This is a genomic window from Synechococcus sp. WC10meta (assembly GCF_047461475.1).
This window is the reverse complement of the sequence record NZ_JANSHF010000015.1, coordinates 18,546-32,174: the sequence shown is the minus strand read 5'-3', so window position 1 is coordinate 32,174 and position 13,629 is coordinate 18,546. Positions and strand designations below refer to the sequence as shown.

12 protein-coding genes, 1 pseudogene and 1 CRISPR repeat array are annotated in these 13,629 nt (G+C 62.0%); of the genes and pseudogenes, 4 read left to right on the top strand and 9 right to left on the bottom strand.

The annotated features are described in order from the left end of the window. Positions 1-35 precede the first annotated feature (35 nt). Both NW804_RS08390 and NW804_RS08385 read right to left on the bottom strand, forming a co-directional pair. The gene (locus NW804_RS08390; protein ID WP_414423312.1) at positions 36-494 is read right to left on the bottom strand and encodes a hypothetical protein; all 459 of its coding nucleotides are present in this window, start codon (positions 492-494) and stop codon (positions 36-38) included. Between the two features lie 239 nt (positions 495-733). After that, positions 734-1,153: direct repeats of the CRISPR family, unit length 36 nt; unit sequence GTTCCCCCTTTGTGGGGATCCCTAGAAATTGGAAAC. A 22-nt stretch (positions 1,154-1,175) separates the two neighbouring features. Continuing rightward, positions 1,176-1,355: a hypothetical protein gene (locus NW804_RS08385; RefSeq protein ID WP_414410259.1), complete on the bottom strand. Its 180-nt coding sequence runs from the start codon at positions 1,353-1,355 to the stop codon at positions 1,176-1,178. On the opposite strand from NW804_RS08385, the gene NW804_RS08380 reads away from it, so the two are divergent. Beyond that, positions 1,317-1,451: an MGMT family protein gene (locus NW804_RS08380; protein ID WP_414410243.1), complete on the top strand. Its 135-nt coding sequence runs from the start codon at positions 1,317-1,319 to the stop codon at positions 1,449-1,451. The two genes, NW804_RS08385 and NW804_RS08380, sit on opposite strands and share 39 nt — an antisense overlap. 116 nt (positions 1,452-1,567) lie before the next feature. Here NW804_RS08380 and crtH read toward each other — a convergent pair whose 3' ends face one another. The 4 genes from crtH to NW804_RS08360 all read right to left on the bottom strand — a co-directional run bounded on the left by crtH (position 1,568) and on the right by NW804_RS08360 (position 6,167). Beyond that, the gene (crtH, locus tag NW804_RS08375; RefSeq protein WP_414396106.1) at positions 1,568-3,115 is read right to left on the bottom strand and encodes a carotenoid isomerase; all 1,548 of its coding nucleotides are present in this window, start codon (positions 3,113-3,115) and stop codon (positions 1,568-1,570) included. A 94-nt stretch (positions 3,116-3,209) separates the two neighbouring features. Further along, entirely contained in the window at positions 3,210-4,139 is a 930-nt protein-coding gene (locus NW804_RS08370; RefSeq protein WP_414395939.1) for an ABC transporter permease, read from the bottom strand. Continuing rightward, complete coding sequence (locus tag NW804_RS08365; protein WP_414421067.1) at positions 4,133-5,254, bottom strand: ABC transporter ATP-binding protein; 1,122 nt, start codon at positions 5,252-5,254, stop codon at positions 4,133-4,135. Before NW804_RS08365 ends, NW804_RS08370 begins: the two co-directional genes overlap by 7 nt. A gap of 76 nt (positions 5,255-5,330) precedes the next feature. Continuing rightward, entirely contained in the window at positions 5,331-6,167 is an 837-nt protein-coding gene (locus NW804_RS08360; protein ID WP_414423311.1) for a PD-(D/E)XK nuclease family protein, read from the bottom strand. 196 nt (positions 6,168-6,363) lie between these two features. On the opposite strand from NW804_RS08360, the gene frr reads away from it, so the two are divergent. Both frr and NW804_RS08350 read left to right on the top strand, forming a co-directional pair. Further along, on the top strand, positions 6,364-6,912 hold the full coding sequence (gene frr, locus NW804_RS08355) for a ribosome recycling factor (RefSeq protein ID WP_414348012.1): 549 nt from the start codon (positions 6,364-6,366) through the stop codon (positions 6,910-6,912). A gap of 54 nt (positions 6,913-6,966) precedes the next feature. Continuing rightward, positions 6,967-9,117: pseudogene (locus NW804_RS08350) on the top strand (CBS domain-containing protein); the annotation flags it as partial. 538 nt (positions 9,118-9,655) lie between these two features. Here NW804_RS08350 and cbiB read toward each other — a convergent pair. Together cbiB and NW804_RS08340 are read right to left on the bottom strand one after the other, a co-directional pair. Continuing rightward, positions 9,656-10,582 carry an adenosylcobinamide-phosphate synthase CbiB gene (gene cbiB, locus NW804_RS08345; RefSeq protein WP_414405218.1) on the bottom strand — a complete coding sequence of 309 codons (927 nt, stop codon included), beginning with the start codon at positions 10,580-10,582 and terminating at the stop codon, positions 9,656-9,658. Between the two features lie 49 nt (positions 10,583-10,631). After that, positions 10,632-11,096 (bottom strand): RrF2 family transcriptional regulator, encoded by a 465-nt coding sequence (locus NW804_RS08340; protein ID WP_414423318.1) that lies wholly within the window; start codon positions 11,094-11,096, stop codon positions 10,632-10,634. Between the two features lie 88 nt (positions 11,097-11,184). Here NW804_RS08340 and rsmI point away from each other — a divergent pair, with 88 nt between their 5' ends. Further along, the gene (gene rsmI / locus NW804_RS08335) at positions 11,185-12,093 is read left to right on the top strand and encodes a 16S rRNA (cytidine(1402)-2'-O)-methyltransferase (RefSeq protein WP_414405155.1); all 909 of its coding nucleotides are present in this window, start codon (positions 11,185-11,187) and stop codon (positions 12,091-12,093) included. Positions 12,094-12,097: 4 nt separating this feature from the next. Here rsmI and atpD read toward each other — a convergent pair whose 3' ends face one another. Then, positions 12,098-13,525 (bottom strand): F0F1 ATP synthase subunit beta, encoded by a 1,428-nt coding sequence (gene atpD / locus NW804_RS08330; protein ID WP_414395945.1) that lies wholly within the window; start codon positions 13,523-13,525, stop codon positions 12,098-12,100. Positions 13,526-13,629 lie beyond the last annotated feature (104 nt).

Here is a 13,629-nt window from a genome sequence, read left to right as displayed (position 1 = left end):
AACTTGAGACTTCCGTTGTTTGTAGAGCAAATAGCTCACTGAGAAGTAATAGCAGGACTTCCGGAGATAGTGCTTTCATTGCCGTAAGCATTTACGGCTGACACACCATATATGTAGGTAATACCCCGCTCTGTGGCTGTATCTCTGAACTCATACCAACCCCTGTTGTCTCCTGTAGCTTCTACTCTGGCAGTAAGTTGCCAATCTTCATCATTGGCAATCTTTCGGTATACTCGGTAATACTCGATTCTGTCATCACCAGTGCCAAGCCATGTCAACACAATCACGCCGGCTGTTGCCCGCGCTGCGACTTGAGTAGGATGAGATGGATTCAATTGAGAATCTTCCTCACGGGAGATACCAACTTCTTCCGATGGGCCAACAACTTCTGCGTCTATTGCTGTTTGAGTTGCATTTACTCTTGGTGTTGGCGAAGCAATTCTCGGCGGTGTAACATCTGTACGAGGTGCTAAAGTCGCTTGCTTATTTGACACAACTATACACCCCGATAGCCCGCAAAGCAGTATAAACGTTACAGCAATTGGAGCCAGTGTCTTAAGTGTTTTAACGTTGCCCACTTGTCAACCCTCCGTAGTGTCTCTTGAGTATAAGGCATTGAGCTGCCAACTAAGCCGACTCGGCCATTTTACGTACTATGCCGGCTAAGCGATAATATCCTATGCTGCGTGCTATGCTACCTTAGCTAGCAGCCTATCACAGTTTGCCATGCGTGCGTTCCCCCTTTGTGGGGATCCCTAGAAATTGGAAACGAGGGGAAGTCTCGCACCATGAACCAGCTGCTCGACGCGTTCCCCCTTTGTGGGGATCCCTAGAAATTGGAAACACCTGTGCATGACAGCCTCGTCGGGAATCATAGACTCAACGTTCCCCCTTTGTGGGGATCCCTAGAAATTGGAAACGCATGTAGATGTCATTTGTTTCAGTGACTGCAACAACGGTGTTCCCCCTTTGTGGGGATCCCTAGAAATTGGAAACATGCTCACCATGCTTAGCGCATGGCGAATGATGTCACCGTTCAGGTTCCCCCTTTGTGGGGATCCCTAGAAATTGGAAACTCTCGCGCAATCTCTAAGGAAAGACAACCGCAAGACTTGAAGTTCCCCCTTTGTGGGGATCCCTAGAAATTGGAAACAACCGCCAGGTGCTCCCAAACTTCACGCGCCTGTGCAGCGTTCCCCCTTCGTGGGGATCCCTGGACAGCCGACGACGAGATCCCCAGCACCCAGGGCGTAGAGCGTCTCTGCCGTCTCCTCCGTCAAGCACACGATGCGCTCTGGCAATCGCGGTCGCGGAACATGTCTGCCAATTATCGGGATTGCTTCGAGCGAGTCCACAAAGTGGTTTGCCAGATTCTGGCAGGCAAAGTTACTACCTACGGTCACCTTGCCGAGGCCCTGGGGGTACGCTCCGCTGCACGCAGGGTCGGTTGAGCGCTCTAGGCTGCCCGCTTCGATGCCTCACCCCGACGCTCATGCAAGAGCTCTCGCAGTCGGAAGGGGTTCAATGCAAGACGACTGCGGGGGGTTCCTAGAAATTGGAAACAGCTTTAGGAGAAGTCCGCCGCTACCCGGTGGGCGCAGGCAAAGCCAGAGAAAGCGACGGCGTTGAGTCCCTGGCCAGGGAAGGTGCTATCCCCCACGCAGTAGAGGTTGGGGATGGCCGTGCGGTTGAAGGGCATACCCAAGAGGCCGCAGGGAGTGCCGCGAGGGATAGGGCCGTAGGTACCATTAACGCGGCCTAAGAAGCGGCGGTGGGTGCGGGGCGTGCCCACTTCCTGAAGTTCAATGTGGGATCCCAGCTCTGGCCAGAGGGCCTCCAGGCGGCGGATAAGGCGCTGGGCTGCCGCTTGTTTTTGCTGCCGGTACTGCTCTGGGCTCAAGCCCTGCCACGTCTGCATCCAACTGGGGGTAAAGGCGTGGACAATGTGGCGGCCTGGTGGGGCCAGCTCCGGATCCAAAAGGGTGGGGATGGAGACGAAGATCGTGCCCTGCTCCGCCTCCATGGCTTGCCAGTCTTCGAGAAGAATGTGGTGGCAGTAGCGCTCACCGGCCAGGGCCTCGGCCCGCACCCCCAAGTGCAGGCTCAAGAAACTGGGGGACTGTTGATAACGGCTTTGCCAGCGCCGCTCCGCTGCCGGAAAGGGTCCTGGCCAGAGGCGGCCAAAGGTATCCCAGCGGGTGGCATTGGAGATGATCTTGCGCGCAAAGAGCTTTTCCCCCGTGGAGAGCTCGACGCCCACGGCCCGGCCCCGTTCTGCCAAAATCCGCCGCACCGACGCTCGGTAGCGGATTTGCCCCCCGCAGGTCTCTAGCCCCTGGGCCAGCTTTTGAGCAATCTGCCCCACCCCTCCCTTGGGGTAGTTGACGCCACCGTAGTGGCGGTCGCAGAACACCATGCCAGCGTTGATCATGGGCGTGCGCTCTGCCGGCACCACCGACCAGCAGTAGCACTCCATATCCACAAAGCGCAGCAGCGCCGGATGGCGGAGGTAGCGCCGCGCTACCTGGCCCACATTCACCGGCAAATAGCGGGCCAAAGTCAGGCAGGCGCGCGGGTGGCCGACAAAAGAGCGCCAGAGATAGCTCCACTCCTCCAAAGAGAGAAGCTCCAGGGCGTTAAGGCTGTTGAAGATAGGCCAGAAGCTGTCGTAGAAACGGCGGATGCTGCCCGCTTCCTGAGGGAAATAGCTAGCTAGCTCCTGCAAAAACTCCTCGTAGTTCCGGTGTACGCGCGGGCTGAGCCCCTGGGGCAGGTGGTAGGCAATCTGCACGGGGTCGGGGATGGATTCCAGAGTTTGGCCCACAGCAGCCAGGGCACGGGTGAGCAGGTTGGTGGTGCCTTGAGTGCCCAGGCCAAAGATCATGGAAGCCCCGACATCAAAGCGATAGATCCCGTTGCCGTTGGGATCTGGGCGCTCGAAGTAGCCAGCGCTGCCACCGGGGATGAGGTATTTTTCCAAAACCAACACCCGGTAGCCCTTGGCCGCCAACTGGGTAGCTGCCACCAGGCCACCAATCCCAGCGCCAATGACAATCACATCCCAAACAGAAGGGGGGGAAGCGGGAGGTGCCGCAGCTTGAGGTCGAGAAAACAGCGTCTGGGTCAAGGGATCCCTCTAGCGCAACGCCAGTATCCTCAACCTACCAGAGCTTTAGGCAGCATCCGCCATCCCATCTCAGGGCAGCGACTTAGATTAGATCTTCCAGGCCGCGGCTGCCGACGTAGCGGCTGTAGGCGTAGACTAGCCCCAGGCTCAGGCCAGTAACCAGAAAGCTAAGGGCCGCTCCAAAGGGGTAGTCCAGGCTCGCGCCAAACTGCATCTGAATGACATTGCCAATCAAGAGCGTCTTGCTGCCCCCCAGCAAGTCGGGCACCACGAACATGCCCAAGGCCGGGATCCCAACCAAAATCAGCCCCGCTGCCAGCCCCGGCAGCGTTTGGGGAAAAAGCACCCACAGGAAAACCTGCCAGCCGTTGGCGTAGAGATCCCGTGCTGCCTCGGCCAGGCGCCAGTCGATGCGCTCCACGGCTGTGTAGAGGGGCAAGACCATGTAGGGCAAGAACGTGTAGATCATGCCCAGATACACCGCCAGCCAACTGGGGTAGAGAGCCGTCTGGGGCGGAATCCAGCCCAGCCAGGCTGCTAGCCGCGCCGGCCACCCCTCCGGGGCCAACACCACCATCCAGGCGTAGGTGCGGATCACCAAGTTGGTCCAGAAGGGCACCACCACCAGCGTCAGCAACAGATCCCGCTGTCGGGGCGGGTGGGCGGCGATAAAAAAGGCCAGGGGATAGGCCAGGAGCACACAGAAGAAGGTGGTAACTGCCGCCACCAGCAGGCTGCGGCCCAGGATCTGCCAGTAGATGGGCGTCCACCCTAGGGGACCGTAGCCAAGAGCGCGCAGGTAGTTGGCCAGCGTCAAGGGCAGGCCCACCTGGCCAAACTCGCCGCGGCTGAGAAAGCTACAGGCCAAGAGCAGCAGCCCCGGCAGCACCAAAAACGTTACCACCCACAGCACCCCCGGCCCGGCAAAGATCAGGCTGTGCAGCAGCTCCTGCCAGGGCGTGAGCAATTCCCCGGCGCGCACTTGGGCAGGCTTCTCCAAGCGCTTCAGCATGGGGAGTCCTCCCGCCGGGGATCCGGCCGCAGGCGCACCAAGTTTTTGGGAGGAAGATGGGCCACCAGGGCCTCCCCAATGGCAAAATCCTGGTCTTCGATGTCGGCGTTGAGGGTGAGGGCCTTGAGCTGCTGGCCGCTAGCTGTGCGCAGGAGGTACTGGTTTTCTGCCCCCGTGTAGATGAGGTTTTCCACCCGCACGGGCACTTGGTTGGGCAGCAGATCCCAGCCGCTCCGAGAAAGCCGAATCTTTTCCGGTCGAATGGCCAGCTGCACTGGCTCCAGGGTGGGTTGGATCCCAGGCACCTTGAGCTTGCCCAGGGGCGTCTCGACGCAGTCGGTGCCGCAGGCGATCCCTTCAATGAGGTTGCTGGCCCCCAAAAAGTCGGCCACAAAGGCTGTTGCCGGGCGCTCATACACCTCGTCAATGGGGCCCACTTGCTCAATGCGCCCAGCCCGCATCACCGCCACCCGGTCGCTGGTTACCAAGGCCTCCTCTTGGTCGTGGGTCACGAAAATGAACGTCATGCCCAGGCGGCGCTGCAACTCGCACAACTGCACCTGCAGCTGCTTGCGCAATTTGGCATCCAAAGCTGAGAGCGGCTCGTCTAATAGCAGCACCTCTGGCTCATTGACCAAGGCGCGGGCTAGGGCCACCCGCTGCTGCTGCCCGCCGGAGAGCTCCTGGGGCTTGCGCTTGGCCAGATCCCCAATCTCCACCAACTCCAAGGCGGCGGCCACCCGCTTGCGCAGCGCTTCCCCCCGCACTCCCCGCATGCGCAGGCCAAAGGCGACGTTCTCTTCCACGGTCATAAAGGGAAAGAGGGCATAGCTCTGAAACACGGTGTTGACGTTGCGCTTGTGGGCAGGCAGATGGCCCACCGGCTGCCCTCGGATCACCACCTCTCCGCCATCGGCAACCTCCAGGCCAGCGATGATGCGCAGCAGGGTGGTCTTGCCGCAGCCGGAAGGGCCCAAAAGGCCAAAAAACTCCCCCCGCTGAATCTGCAGGTCAATGCCATCGAGGGCCACAACATCGCCAAAGCGCTTGCGGATTCCTCTAAGCTCGACACTCCATTGGCAAGCCTGGGAGAGGTCAGCAACGACACCGGCCATTGCAGTTAACAGCCCTGCTCAATTCTTAACCCAGTATGCAAGTTGGCGGCGCCAGGGGGATGGGGAGGCCGGCACCCTACCGCCATTCTGCCTCCGGCATCTCTTCCCCTGACGGCTCCTGGGCTGCCCAGACCCAATCCGTGAGATTTTGGTTGGGGATCCCTTGCCCCATCAGCCCGTGGCAGCGAGCGCAAAACAGGCAAGCAGCACAGCGCTCGCCATAGGGGAGGGGAGGGAAGTCCTGGGCCTCCAGTTGCCGCAGGCGGTTCAGGGTGGCTTTGAGGTGGGCCAGATCCCGCTGGTAGGCAGCAGCGCTGTAGCGCCACTGAAAAGGCCGCTGGGGGTGTTGCACATACCAAAGGGTCAGTTGCACCTGCTCCGGCTCAAAAGGGCCTTCCAGGGGCAGTTGGTGGGCCAACCCACACACGAGCAGCGGGTAGAGGCGCACCTGCCAGTCCTGGGCCAACTGTTCGTCGGGCGGGCGCTGCCGCTCCGTCTTCCAATCGACAATGTGCAGGGATCCCGGGGCAATCACCAGCCGATCTAAGCGGGCAGTGAGGTTAAACCCCTCAATCCGCTGCCGGAGGGGCAATTCCGCCAACACCCGCCCCTGCGGTTGGGCATGGGGACTGGCCAAGAACACCTGCCACCACTGGCGTACTGTTTCGTCTAGGGCCGACAGGCGCGGCTCCACCTGCTGCCCGCGGCTAGACCACTCCACCAGGCGGTGAAACTGCCGTCCCCGCTGCTGCTCCACTTCGTGCTCAAAGGCATCGGCGGCAGGCCAAATCAGCCGCTCTAGGTACACGTAGCAAAACAAGCGGGGGCAGTAGTCGAATAGCGCCAGGGCTGCGGCCGAGAGGTTGACCTCATCAAGGCTCCACCTCTGCGGGGAAGGAGCAGCAGGAATCATGGGTCAAGAAGAAGCATTATGGCCATTCTATTGGACTGCTAGGGGGTCGGCTGCCAGGAAAAGAGTGGCCTCTGGATCCCCAAGGGGGGCTAGACAAAGCGATAAAATTAAACTCAGGCTCACGCTAGAGGTCTTGGTTTTTTGCCGCTAGTGGCCGAGCGTCTGCAAACTGTCTTACTTAAGCGAGGAAAACGCCGTGGAGCTAGCTGAGATCGAGGAGTTAATGAGCAAAGCGGTGCAGGCCACCCAGCGTTCCTTTAGCACGGTGCGCACGGGGCGAGCCAACGCCAGCCTACTGGATCGGGTTCAGGTGGAGTACTACGGCGTTCCCACTCCCCTGAAGGCGCTAGCCAGCATTACCACTCCAGATGCCAGCACTCTCCTGATCCAGCCTTTTGATCCCTCGACCCTGGCAGCAATTGAGCGGGCCATCCTCGCCTCCGACCTGGGCCTGACGCCCAGCAACGACGGCAAGGTCATCCGCCTCACCCTCCCCCCCCTGACGGAAGAGCGGCGCAAAGAGCTAACCAAACAGGTGGCCAAGCTGGCAGAGGAGGGGCGGGTTTCCATTCGCAACATCCGCCGCGACGCCATTGACGCCGTGCGCAAGCAGGAGAAAAACGGCGAGATCTCCGAAGACGAGTCCAAGAGTCGGCAAGAAGAGATCCAAAAGTTGACTGATCGCTACATCAAAAAGATTGATGAGCTGCTGGCGGAAAAAGAAAAGGAGCTGACCACAATCTAAACGCCCCTTTCCATTACTTTTTTGGGCCTAGGCCAGCAAGGCGCTGCTGCCAGCATGGATCTCATCCTGTGTCACCAGTCGGCGGACTTCGACACCTTGGGAGCGGCGGTAGGCGCAGCACGGCTGTATCCAGGCGCCCGCATTGCCCTAGCTGGTGGATCCCTGCCGGGAGTGCAGGAGTTCTTGGCCCTCTACCGGGACGAGTTCCCCCTCATTGAGCTGCGCTCGGTGGATCCCCGACAGGTTCAGCGCTGGATCTTGGTGGATTGTTACGATCCGGATCGCCTCGGTAAGGCTGCGGCCTGGCTGAGCGTTCCTGGGGCGAAGATTGAGATTTTCGACCACCACCTGCCTGCCACCTCGCTGGAGGAGGTATGGCCGCAGCAGCAGGTCAGCGCTCACATTGAAGCCGTGGGCTCCACCTGTACCCTTCTCGTGGAGCGGCTGCAGGCGGCCGGGATCTGCCTCAGTCCATTTGAGCGGCTGGCCCTGGCTTTGGGCATTCACATGGACACGGGATCTCTGACGTTCCCGGAGACCACTGCCCGCGACGGTGCTGCCCTCACCTGGCTGTTGCAGCAGGGGGTGAACCTGGTGCTGTTGCGGCGCTTTTTGGGGGACGGCCTCACCCCGCCGATGCAGGAGCTGCTTGCCCAGGGGCTTGCCCAGATCCAGGTAGAGACGGTGGGGGAGTACCGCTTGGGCACGTGGCTGCTGGATCTGCCGGAGTTTGTGCCTGGCCTGGCCGGCCTGGTGATGCGGCTGATGGAGCTGACGGGGGTGGACGTGCTGCTCTTGGTGGCGCAGCAGGGGGAGCGGCTCAGCCTCATTGGGCGGGCGCGGCAGGAGTTTGCCCAACTGGGCCAGGTGATGGCCCGCTACGGCGGCGGCGGCCACGACTGCGCGGCGGCAGCCACGCTGAAAGCTTCCCCGGGCCGGCCCTTGCCCGATCCAGCCCAGGTGCTGGCCGACCTCAGGCAGGCGGTTAAGGAGCGGATCCCGCCACCAGTGACCGCTAAGGATCTGATGTCCTCGCCGGTGCGCACCATCCGACCGGAGGTGACCATCCAGGAGGCCCAGCGGGTGCTGCTGCGCTATGGCCACTCCGGCCTGGTGGTAGTGGATGCCCAGGGCTGCCTGGTGGGGGTGATCTCGCGGCGGGACATTGACATTGCCCTGCACCACGGCTTTGGCCATGCCCCTGTCAAGGGCTACATGACCACGGAGGTCAAGACCCTCTCCCCCGATACTCCGCTGGCGGAGATCCAGCGGCTGATGGTGCAGTGGGACATTGGCCGTCTGCCCGTGCTCCAGGATGGCCAGTTGGTGGGCATCGTTACCCGCACCGACGTGTTGCGGCACCTGCACGAGCTGCCGGCTCTCTCGCCCCGGTTGGCCGCTCCTGAGCTTTCCTGCCCCCTGGATCTCTCCTTTCCGGCCCTGTCGCCGCAGCACCGCCGCTTGCTGGAGGTGGCGGCCCGCCTTGCCGACGAAAAGGGTCTGCGGCTGTATCTGGTGGGGGGAGCGGTGCGGGATCTGCTGCTGCACCAGTGGGGTCGGCAGCCTCCCTCTTGCCTGGAACGGCTGGACCTGGACTTGGTGGTGGATGGGCCTTACCCCTCAACCTCCCCCGGGACGGATCCGCCAGGCTGGGGGTTGATCCTGGGGAAAGCCCTCAAGCAGCACTTCCCGGAGGCGCGCTTGGAGATCCACGGCAAGTTCCAAACCGCCGCCCTGATCTGGCCAGGGGGCTTCTGTGTGGATATTGCCAGCGCCCGCACGGAGTTTTACCCCTACCCGGCCTCGCCTCCTGAGGTGGCCATGGGATCCATCCACCAGGATCTCTACCGGCGAGACTTTTCCATCAACGCTCTGGCCCTGCGCCTCAACGGCCCGCAGCGGGGTCAGTTGCTGGATTTTTTCGGCGGGCAAGCTGATTTGCAAAAGGGAATTATCCGCGCCTTGCACCCCAACAGCTTCATCGAGGATCCCACCCGCATCTACCGGGCAGTGCGCTTTGCCGTGCACCTGGGCTTTAGGCTAGACCCGGCGACGGAAGAGTGGATCCGCGCCGCGGTAGCTAGCGGCCTTCACGACGCTGTCGGCGGGGAGCGCCTCAAGCAGGAGCTGGCCTACATCCTCCGCTCTCGTGACTGGCCCTTGGCCTTTGAGCGGCTCTCAGCGTGGGGAGCCCTGCGCTGCATCCACCCTGATTTAAGCTGGGAGCCCTCCCTGTACCGGCGGCTACAGCGGGTGGGCCGCTGGGCCTCTCACTTCCGCCGCCGCTACCCCGAGCTGGGATCCCAGGAAATCTGGCAACTGCGCCTGGAAGCCCTGCTTCTGGCGCTGCCCCAGGCGCCCCAGGTGGCCAGCCAGCTCCACCTCACCCAGGCAGGCATCGAACGCCTCCGCCATTTCCCCTCCTACCAGACTCTGCTGGCGCAACTGGAGAGCGGATCCCTCTCCCCAGCTCAGGTGGTGCAGCTACTGCAGAGGCTGCGCATCCCGGCGCTGATCCTGTTGGCTGGGCTTGCCGACAAGCCAGCGCGGCGGCTGATCTGGCGCTACCTGCAGGAGTGGCACTGGGTAAAGCCGCCTCTTAACGGCCACGATTTGCGTCGCCTGGGCTACAGGCCAGGCCCTCTGTTTCAGGAGATTCTGGATGGCCTGCGCTACCTTACCCTCAATGGCAAGCTCTCCACCCGCGCTGAGGCAGAAGCCTGGCTACGGGAACACTACCCTCTCAATCCCAAAGCCTCCAGAGAAGGGCCAGCCCCACCCCTAGACCGCTCCACACTCCCAAAACCTGTCGCAGCAACTGCAAACTTTCCCGCACCACCTGGGGGCTCAAGGGGCGAGCCGGGATCCCCAACTTCGGCTTAACCTTGGGAACGCCGCGGTAGAAGTTGGTGCCTCCCAACTGAATCTGCAGCCGCCAAGCAAAGGCCGCCTCGCTCCAGCCCGAATTGGGGCTGGGGTCTGCCTGACCGTCGCGGCGACAGCGCTGCCAAAACTCCCAGGGATCCCCGCCGAGCAGCGCCAGCGTCAGTACCGTCAGCCGGCAGGGTAGCCAGGTCAGGACGTCCTCGCAGCGGGCTGGCACTGTGCCCAGGTAGGTAAAGGGGGCATGGCGATAGCCCACCATGGAGTCCAGCGTGCTGCTGGCCTTGTAGGCCAAAGCCAGCGGCGCTCCCCCCAGAAAGGCGTAGAACAAAGGGGCCGTTGCCCCGTCAGGGGTATTCTCTGCCACGGTCTCGATCACCGCCCGCAAAATCTCTGGCTCCGTCAGGTGCTCCGTATCCCGGCCTACGTAGCGGCTAAGGCGTTGGCGGGCCTGGGGCAGATCCCCCTTTTCCAGGGAATCCAACACTTCCAAGGCGGCAAAGCGCAGGCTGCGCCCCCCTAGGCAACTGGCCATTAGGACGGTCTGCATCAGGATCCCTGCCCAGGGGTGGAGTGCCTGGGCGATGGCAATCAGACTCCAGCCCGCCGCGTAGGAGCCCGCCACCAACGCCAAGGTGAGCATTGCCCCGCCCCAGCGCTGGGCTGAGGGAGTTAGGCAGTGCTGGAGGATATAGCCTTGACCCCAGGCAATCACCGCCCCCATGACCCGCACTGGGTGAGGCCACCCCCAGGGATCTGCCAGCAGGTAGTCCAGGGCCAAAGCCATCGCCAGCACCAGCGGGGCCGTTGGCTGAGCGGGGAAAAACAGCCAAGCTTCAGACCACAAACTTTCCCTCCTGGCTTTGGGCTGCCTGCCAACTGCGGGCGTCAAAATACAAATCTTCCAGGGTCGTTTCCTCCAACACCTGCTGCACTCGCTGGGCAATCCGTGCCCAGAGGGCCGCCGTTACCCAGTCCGCTCCCGCGCCGGCGCTTTCTTGAGGAGCTCTTGCCCCCTCCGAGCTGTTGGTGCGGAGATCCAAGGACTCCCCCACCGCCGCCAAAATGGCGCTAATGGGGATTCGCCGCGGCGGCCGTGCCAGCCGATAGCCCCCCTGCGCCCCTCGCTGGGAGCAGACCAAGCCAGCTTGGCGTAGCTCTATCAGCAGCTTTTCCAAGTAGGGGGCCGGGATCTGCTGTCGCTCGGCAATCGCCCGCACCGACGCCCTCTGGCCCTTGCTAAGCATCGCCAGATCTAGCAAAGCCTTGATGCTGTAGGTGGCTCGCGTCGTCAGGCGCACCGGCACTCTCTTCTCCCTTTTCCCCTCGATCCTGTCACAGGCAGCTAGCCTGGAGATCTCAGGATCCCCTTAGCCTTAAGGCTTGGCCATGGAGCGCCCTGGCGCCGTCCTTTACTTAGTGGCCACTCCCATTGGCAACCGCGAAGATATCACCCTGCGGGCCCTGCGAGTTTTGCAGGAGGTGGACTGGGTGGCGGCGGAAGACACCCGCCACTCCGGCCAGTTGCTTAGCCACTTTCAAATCTCCGCTCGCCTCATGAGCTACCACGAGCACAATGCAAGCCGGCGGATCCCGCAAATCCTCAAGTACCTGGCAGCAGGGCAGTCAGTGGCCCTCATCAGCGATGCCGGCACACCTGCTCTTTCCGATCCAGGCCAGGAGCTGGTGCGCGCCTGTATCCAAGCTGGGATACCGGTGATCCCAATACCTGGCCCTGTGGCGGCGGTGGCTGCGTTGACAGCTTCGGGCTTGCCCACCGACCGATTTGTCTTCGAGGGCTTTTTGCCCCTCAAGCCCCGTCAGCGCCAAGCACGCCTGCAGCAACTGGCCCAGGAAGAGCGCACCATCGTCCTCTACGAAGCCCCCCACCGCCTGCAGCGGACTTTGCAGGATCTCCTCGTGCACTGCGGCCCTCAGCGGCAGATCGTGCTGGCCCGCGAGCTCACCAAATGGCACGAGTCCTTTTGGCGGGGATCCCTGGCCGCTGCTCTGGAGCACTGCCTAGCCCAGCCGCCGCGGGGAGAATTTACCCTGGTTTTGGAGGGACGGCCTTGCTCAGAAAAAGCCGAGGAGCTCTCCCCTTCCGAAGCAGAAGTGCGCCAGGAGCTGGCTCGCCTGCTGGCTAAGGGCCTGTCCCGCTCCGCTGCCAGCCGGCAACTGGCCCAGCGTCTGCAGGGATCCCCCCTCTGGACGCGGCGCCGCCTTTACCAGCTTTCCTTGCAGTTGGAGCCCCTTCCCAGCGGGGATCCCGACGACGAGGCGGAATCCCTGGGGTAGGGGATTACCTGGACTTGAGCTTCTCGGCCTTCTCGATGGCCTCCTCGATGGTGCCCACCAGGTAGAAGGCCTGCTCTGGCAGATGGTCCAGCTCTCCCGACAGGATGCGCTGGAAGCCCTTGATGGTATCCTCCAACTTCACATACTTGCCAGGCGAGCCGGTGAACACTTCCGCCACGAAGAAGGGCTGCGACAGGAAGCGCTCGATGCGGCGGGCACGGGCCACCACCAGCTTGTCTTCTTCAGAGAGCTCGTCCAGGCCCAAAATGGCGATGATGTCCTGCAGCTCCTTGTAGCGCTGCAGCGTCTGCTTCACGGCCCGGGCGGTGTTGTAGTGCTCTTCCCCCACAATGTCCGCCTGCAGGATGGTGGACGAAGACTCCAGGGGATCCACGGCTGGGTAGATGCCCTTGGCCGCCAAGCTGCGCGACAGCACCACGGTCGAGTCCAGGTGGGCAAACGTCGTCGCCGGTGCCGGATCGGTCAGGTCGTCGGCAGGTACATACACTGCCTGCACGGAAGTGATGGATCCCTGTTTGGTGGAAGTAATCCGCTCCTGCAGGTTGCCCATTTCCGTAGCCAAGGTGGGCTGGTAGCCCACCGCCGAGGGCATGCGGCCTAGGAGCGCCGACACTTCCGAGCCGGCCTGCACAAAGCGGAAGATGTTGTCGATAAACAACAGGACGTCTTGCTTGTTGACGTCGCGGAAGTACTCGGCCATCGTCAGAGCAGTGAGGCCTACCCGCATGCGGGCACCTGGCGGCTCGTTCATCTGGCCGTAGACCAGCGCCACCTTACTCAGCACCCCGGACTCCTTCATTTCGTTGTAGAGGTCGTTCCCCTCGCGGGTGCGCTCTCCCACCCCAGCAAACACCGACAGGCCGGAGTGCTCCTCGGCAATGTTGTGGATGAGCTCCTGGATCAGCACCGTCTTGCCTACGCCGGCACCCCCAAACAGACCCACCTTGCCGCCCTTTTTGAAGGGAGCCAGCAGGTCAATTACCTTAATGCCAGTTTCAAAGGGCTCCGGCTTGACCGTCAGCTCCACCAGGGGCGGGGCACTGCGGTGGATGGGGGCGAACTCCTTAGCTTGTACCGGCCCCTTCTGATCCACCGGCTCTCCCAGCACGTTGAAGATGCGGCCCAGGGTGGCCTCGCCCACTGGCACGGTAATTGGGGCGCCTGTATCCACCACCGGCATACCCCGCACCAGCCCATCGGTGGAGGACATGGCCACGGCCCGCACGCGGTTATCCCCCAAAAGCTGCTGGACTTCGCAGGTAACTTTGACCTTCAAGCCACTTTCGGTTGTGGCCTCCACCTTGAGGGCATTGTAGATTTGAGGGAGTTTGCCGCTGGGAAACTCAACGTCAACAACCGGTCCAATGACTTGGGTAATGTAGCCAACGTTAGCTGCAGTGGCAGTAACCATGTTGGGGTTTAGCTCCTTGTTTGCTCAGGTGTCAAAACGTCAGCGGATCCCGGCAGGGAAAGCCAGGGGCGGCTTCGTTGTAGGACTTGGTTTCACTGCTAGGA